This is a genomic window from Bradyrhizobium sp., from assembly GCF_049581145.1.
Classification (GTDB): Bacteria; Pseudomonadota; Alphaproteobacteria; order Rhizobiales; family Xanthobacteraceae; genus Bradyrhizobium.
The window spans coordinates 1-6,757 of sequence record NZ_JBAURI010000568.1 but is presented as its reverse complement, the minus strand read 5'-3'; the positions used below and the strand labels follow the sequence as shown (position 1 = coordinate 6,757).

At 65.4% G+C, this 6,757-nt stretch carries 5 protein-coding genes; 3 read left to right on the top strand and 2 right to left on the bottom strand.

Features of this window, described 5'->3' with window-relative positions:
- The 3 genes from WCB02_RS18845 to WCB02_RS18835 form a co-directional block, all read left to right on the top strand.
- Positions 1–76 (top strand): DUF3096 domain-containing protein (locus tag WCB02_RS18845; RefSeq protein WP_423960319.1); only part of this gene is annotated, 76 nt, incomplete at its 5' end.
- 118 nt (positions 77–194) lie between these two features.
- Positions 195–3,152 (top strand): pyruvate, phosphate dikinase, encoded by a 2,958-nt coding sequence (gene ppdK, locus WCB02_RS18840; protein ID WP_423960317.1) that lies wholly within the window; start codon positions 195–197, stop codon positions 3,150–3,152.
- A 505-nt stretch (positions 3,153–3,657) separates the two neighbouring features.
- Positions 3,658–5,148, top strand: a complete 1,491-nt coding sequence (locus WCB02_RS18835; RefSeq protein ID WP_423960315.1) for a cell wall hydrolase — start codon at positions 3,658–3,660, stop codon at positions 5,146–5,148.
- A 72-nt stretch (positions 5,149–5,220) separates the two neighbouring features.
- Here the strand turns inward: WCB02_RS18835 and nadC are convergent, their stop codons facing one another.
- Both nadC and WCB02_RS18825 read right to left on the bottom strand, forming a co-directional pair.
- Entirely contained in the window at positions 5,221–6,099 is an 879-nt protein-coding gene (gene nadC, locus WCB02_RS18830; RefSeq protein ID WP_423960313.1) for a carboxylating nicotinate-nucleotide diphosphorylase, read from the bottom strand.
- A gap of 13 nt (positions 6,100–6,112) precedes the next feature.
- Positions 6,113–6,757, bottom strand: a 645-nt coding sequence (locus WCB02_RS18825) for an FAD-binding protein (RefSeq protein WP_423960311.1), incomplete at its 5' end; no start/stop codon positions are given.

Genomic DNA, 6,757 nt, shown 5'->3' with positions numbered 1-6,757 from the left:
CAATTTCATCGTCGCGATCTATCTGATCGTCGTTGGTCTGATCGGGCTCGGCGTGCTGCGAATGTTTCACATGTAGCGGCGTGTTGGCGCGTGAAACCGTGGTGCAGCGAAACCAGGGTTTGGTGGCTTGCGCCGGCCGGTTCAAAGTGGTGTAAGGCGCGCAACTTCCTTCCCTCTTGCGGATGATTCAAGTCATGGCCAAAGCCGTCGCGAAGTCGAAGAAAACCGCAGCGAAATCAAAGCCGTCCGTCCCGGTCAGGGGGGCGGCGCGAAAGCCCCTGAAGAACGCTGCGGCCACCAAGCCGGTGGCCAAGAGTACCGGCAAGCCTTCCGCCAAGACTGCAGCCAAGCCTGCCGCCAAGACAGCAAGCAGCAAGACGACAAGCAACAAGGCCGCAAGCAAGGCGCCCCCCAAGCCGGCTTTCAAGCCTGTCGCAACCAAAGCCGCTTCGGCCGCGACCGAGGCCGTGAAGTCCGGCAAGTGGGTCTACACCTTCGGCGACGGCAAGGCCGAGGGCAAAGCCGATCTCCGCGATCTTCTGGGCGGCAAGGGCGCCAATCTGGCCGAGATGGCGAATCTCGGCCTGCCGGTGCCGCCCGGCTTCACCATCCCGACCTCGGTCTGCACCTACTTCTATGCCAACGACAAGACCTATCCGAAAGAACTGAAGGCCCAGGTCGAAAAGGCGCTGGATCACGTCGGCAAGCTGACCGGCAAGGTGTTCGGGGACGCCGAGAATCCGCTTTTGGTGTCGGTGCGTTCCGGCGGCCGCGCCTCGATGCCGGGCATGATGGACACGGTGCTCAATCTCGGCCTCAACGACCAGACCGTCGAGGCCCTGGCGGAGATGTCCGGCGACCGCCGCTTCGCCTATGACAGCTATCGCCGCTTCATCACGATGTATTCGGATGTCGTGCTCGGCTTCGAGCATCATCATTTCGAGGATATCCTCGATACGTTCAAGGACGGCCAGGGCTATTCGCTCGACACCGACCTGACCGCCGACGACTGGGTCGAACTGGTCGGCCGCTACAAGGACGCCGTCGCGCAGGAAGCCGGCAAGGAATTCCCGCAGGATCCGCACGACCAGTTGTGGGGCGCGATCGGCGCGGTGTTTTCATCCTGGATGAATGCGCGCGCGGTGACCTATCGCAAGCTGCACGATATTCCGGAATCCTGGGGCACCGCGGTCAATGTGCAGGCCATGGTATTCGGCAACATGGGCGAGACCTCCGCAACCGGCGTCGCGTTCACGCGCAATCCGTCGACCGGCGAGAGCAAGCTCTACGGCGAGTTCCTGATCAATGCGCAGGGCGAGGACGTGGTCGCGGGCATCCGTACCCCGCAGGACATCACCGAGGACTCCCGCAGCGAATCCGGCTCCGACAAGCCGTCGATGGAAACCGCGATGCCCGAGGCGTTCGACGAGCTGACGCGGATCTACACGCGGCTGGAAAAGCACTACCGCGACATGCAGGACATGGAGTTCACGGTCGAGCGCGGCAAGTTGTGGATGCTGCAGACCCGCAATGGCAAGCGCACCGCGAAGGCGGCGTTGCGCATTGCCGTCGAGCTCGCCAATGAGGGCCTGATCTCGACCAAGGACGCGGTGTTGCGGATCGATCCGGCCTCGCTCGATCAATTGCTGCACCCGACCATTGATCCGTCCGCCAAGCGCGACGTGATCGCAACCGGCCTGCCGGCGTCGCCGGGAGCTGCATCCGGCGAGATCGTGTTCTCCTCGGACGAAGCGGCGAAGCTGCAAATCGACGGCCGCAAGGTCATCCTGGTGCGGATCGAGACCAGTCCGGAAGACATTCACGGCATGCACGCCGCCGAAGGCATCCTGACCACGCGTGGCGGCATGACCTCGCATGCCGCGGTGGTCGCGCGCGGCATGGGCAAGCCCTGCGTCTCGGGCTGCGGCAACATCCGCGTCGACTACGGCCGCGGCACGATGAGCGTGGGTCAGCGCACCTTCAAGACCGGAGACATCATTACCATCGACGGCTCGCTCGGCCAGGTGCTGGCCGGCCGCATGCCGATGATCGAGCCGGCGCTGTCGGGCGAGTTCGGCACGCTGATGGGCTGGGCCGACGAGCTCCGCAAGATCGGCGTCCGCGTCAACGCCGATACGCCGGAAGACGCGCGCACCGCGATCAAGTTCGGCGCCGAGGGAATCGGGCTGTGCCGCACCGAGCACATGTTCTTCGAGGAAACCCGCATCCGCACCGTGCGCGAGATGATCCTCTCCGAAGACGAGCAGGAGCGTCGCGCCGCGCTGTCGAAGTTGCTGCCGATGCAGCGGGCGGAATTCGTCGAGCTGTTCGAGATCATGAAGGGGCTGCCGGTGACGGTCCGGCTGCTCGACCCGCCGCTGCACGAATTCCTGCCGCACACCCATGCCGAGATCGAGGAAGTCGCGCGGGCGATGAACACCGATCCGCGCCGGCTCGCCGACCGCGTCCGCGAGCTTGCCGAGTTCAACCCGATGCTCGGCTTCCGCGGCTGCCGTCTTGCCATCGCCTATCCGGAGATCGCCGAGATGCAGGCGCGCGCCATCTTCGAGGCCGCGGTCGAGGCCCAGAAGCGCACCGGCGAGGCGGTCGGGCTCGAAGTCATGGTGCCCTTGATTGCGACCAAGATGGAGTTCGATCTGGTCAAGGCGCGCATCGACGCCACCGCGCATTCGGTGATGCGCGAGACCAACACCAAGCTGGCTTATCAAGTCGGCACCATGATCGAGCTGCCGCGCGCGTGCCTGATGGCCGGCGAGATCGCGGAGACCGCGGAGTTCTTCTCCTTCGGCACCAACGATCTGACGCAGACCACCTACGGCATCAGCCGCGACGACGCCGCGAGTTTCCTCGGCGCCTATATCGCCAAGGGCATTCTGGCGATCGATCCGTTCGTGTCGCTGGATCGCGACGGGGTCGGCGAACTCGTGAAGATCGGCGTGGCGCGCGGCCGCAAGAGCAGATCGAGCCTCAAGGTCGGCATCTGCGGCGAGCATGGCGGCGATCCGGCGTCGGTCACCTTCTGCAGCGAGATCGGCCTCGACTATGTCTCGTGCTCGCCCTATCGCGTGCCGATCGCACGACTAGCGGGCGCGCAGGCCGCGCTCGGCAAGGCGGCCGCCAGCCAGGCGTAAGCGTACCGACAGTCGGAAACCATTTCGGGGCGCGAAGCGAATCCGGAATCTGGAGGTTGCGGGTTCGATGCTTCCGCATCGTCCGGAATGACGAATGCCCGGGCCTGTCCCGGGCATTGGCGGTTTGAGCTTGTGCATCTTGGCGTGCAGAAGGTGGCGTGGCTGGCGGCGACGTCCAAGGAGACGTCCAGGGACTCGGCGTCGGAACTGCGGTCGTCGCGCGGACCGGCATGCGGTGTGATCGCGCCGCTGTCACGTATCGATACGGGTCCTCGCGCAAATTTTCTTCGGCATTTCTGTTGACCGGATGTTTACCACTCCCGGCGAGCGGCCATTTACCAACGTTTTCGATGCGTCGGCGCGGTGCAACTTCCCCGCTTGCCTGTATCGCGCTTGCAACGGCGATTAACGCCCCGGCAACCTAAATTCGATACCAACGAGAAAGGTCGAATTGCACGGATGTACTGCCTTTGACCATTTTCGTAAGCGTTGCGTGAGCGTATCGATGGTAGCCTTGCGTACCCGTCCGAAGGGCGCGCGTTTTGCGTCCTTCGGACTTGGCCTCTGCGTTTTCAGCCTGATGCCGAACCAGATCGGCTATCAGGACATCGCGTCGCTGCTGGCACGCCAGCCCGGCGTCGCCGAGCGCTGGCAGAAGCGGGTGTCCCCCGCGGCCGCCTCGATCCAGCTCGCGACCTATAGCTTCGGCCGTCCGCTCGGAACTTCCGAACCCGTGAGCGCCAGCTATCGGCTCGCAAGGCTCGACGATCAGGGCAGCGATTTCACGGGGTCGGTGACGCACAATCCGATACTGCAGACGCCATCGCGTTATCAGCCATCCGATTTTCCCAAGGTCGATCGCACGCTGAAGGGCGACCGGCTCGTCGTGCAGCCGCCAGCGCAGCCGGCGAATGGCGCCCCCGCCGCCAAAGGACCGTCGCTCGAACCTCCCTCGACCTCGAATGCTTCGGTGCGGGGCGCGAAGACCGCTGCCGCGTCATCGGCTGCGCCAGCCATTTCCGGGCTCGATCCGGAGCTGCAGGAAGCGATGCTGGCGCCGCCGCTCCCGCAATATGATGCCGCGATGCCCCTGGATACCGGGCAGCACGACGCCCTGAAGACCGCGTCCGCGGCCGCTGCAACCGAAAGTGAGGTCGCGCCGAGCCAGGACGGTTTCGACGTCAAGACGTCCAGCCTGTTCTTCGGAACATCGGCGCTCGGAGGCGCCGCGGAAAGCATCGAGCGCTGGGAACCTGGCGAAGAGCCGATGGTCGTGGTGCCCGACACCGCGCCGGATCCGGATCTGAAGGCGACCGCATCGTTGCCGCCGGCGCCCGAAGCCGCGGCCAGAACAAATGACAAGGCCAACGACAACAAGAGCGGCGAAAGCATCGCGCCCAAGGGCGAGGTCAACGCCGACAACCAGCATGTCAAGACGCCGGCCGAACGGCTCGGCCTGTTCGATCGGAAGGCGCGCGCCAAATCGGAAAAATGCCTCTCCGAAGCAGTGTATTTCGAGGCCCGCGGCGAAGCCGTGCGCGGTCAGATCGCGGTCGCCCAGGTGGTGCTGAACCGCGCCTTCTCCGGCTACTATCCGACTACGGTGTGCGCCGTCGTCTATCAGAACAAGCACGGCCGCCCATTCGAATGCCAGTTCACCTTCGCCTGCGACAACATCCCCGACGTGGTGCGCGAGCCCGACATGTGGGATCGCGCCAAGAAGATCGCGGCAGCGATGCTCGACGGCCAGATCTGGCTACCCGAAGTCGGCAAGTCGACGCACTACCATGCCTACTGGGTGCATCCGTCCTGGGTCAGCGAAATGAAGCGGATGTACAAATACGGCGTGCACACCTTCTACCGGCCCAAGGCCTGGGGCGACGGCAGCGACGCGCCGAGCTGGGGCACGCCGGCGCAAACCGCTGCGCTCTCGCAGGAACTGGTTCATGAGGCCAAGAGCGAAGCCGAGCTGAACCCGAACTCCGTGCGGCGGTAACCTGTGATTTGCCTTCGCCTCAGCCACAAGCCTTTCTTCTCCTCTCCCAGCAATCGGGGCGAGGTGAAGAGGTCAGGCGTCGATATCGATCGCGACGTCGAAATTCGGCGCCGAATGCGTCAGCGCGCCTGCGGAGACGTAATCCACCCCGGTCGTCGCGATCTCTGCGATCGAGTCCAGCGTGACGCCGCCGGAGGCTTCCAGCACGACCCGGCCCCGCGCGAGCTCGGTGGCCTGCCGCAAGGTCGGGATATCCATGTTGTCCAGCAGCACGACGTCGGCGAGAGAGGTTTCGAGCACCTCGCGCAATTGATCGAGCGTATCGACCTCGATCTCGATCTTGACGAGATGACCGAGATGGGCGCGGGCGCGCTGCAGCACCGCGCGGACGCCGCCGGCGACCGCGATATGATTGTCCTTGATCAGGACCGCGTCATCGAGCCCGAAGCGGTGATTGAAGCCGCCGCCGCAGCGCACCGCGTATTTCTCCAGCGCGCGCAGGCCAGGCGTGGTCTTGCGGGTGCAGCAGACCCGCAGTTTTGTGCCGGCGGTGCGGCGCACATGGTCGGCGGTCAGCGTGGCGATGCCGGACAGCCGGCCGACGAAATTCAACGCGGTGCGCTCGCCCGACAGCACGGCGCGCGCGGGGCCGCAGATCGTCATCACCTGAATGCCGGTCGCGACCGTCGCGCCGTCGCGGAGATGCGCGTGGATGTCCAGGTCAGGCGAGAGTTTCTGGAAGGTCGCCACCGCAAGCGGCAGTCCGGCGAGCACACCGGACTGCCGCGCCACCAGAATGGCCTGCGCTCGGGTGGCTTCCGGAATCGTCGCCATCGAGGTGATGTCGCCGGCGCGGCCGAGATCCTCATCGAGCGCGCGATGCACCGCGGCGTCGATCGCAAGCGGCGACAGGAATGCGTCGGGATGCAGCAAGGAAGCGGGAGTCGTCATCATCCACCTCGTCTCAGGCGATCATCGGTTGCGCGCTGCGTCTCGCCGCGCGATCGGCCAGCGTATCCGCGAGATGCCGCGCCTCCGTCAAGCTGGTCAAGGTGCGATGGGCAAGCGCGGGATTCTCGGCCGGGTGGTCGGAACGGACATGCGCGCCGCGGCTTTCGCGCCGCGTCCATGCGGATGCGGCGACCAGCAGCGCGGTGGTTGCCATGTTGCGCAGCGCGATATTGCCGGCCGACCACGCGAGGTCGGCGAAACTGCGCACCGCTTCCGCCAGATGGTCGGCGTCCCTGACGACACCGACATGCGAGCTCATCATCGCCCGGAGGTTCTTCACCGTCGCTGCCGGCATCATGCCATTGCGCGGTGCCGGTGGTTCGGGCAGAGAGTGCGCGGACGCGGCCAGCGCGCTGCCTTTGATATCGTCGGCGATGCGTGCGGAATACACCACGGCTTCCAGCAGCGAGTTCGAGGCCAGCCGGTTGGCGCCATGCGCGCCGGTCGACGACACTTCGCCGCCGGCCCACAGCCCTTTGATGGAGGTGCGGCCGCGCGCATCCACCGCGACGCCGCCCATGTGATAATGCGCGGCGGGGGCAACCGGGATCGGCTGCGTCGCCGGGTCGATGCCGGCGGCCGCGCAGCTCGCATGGAC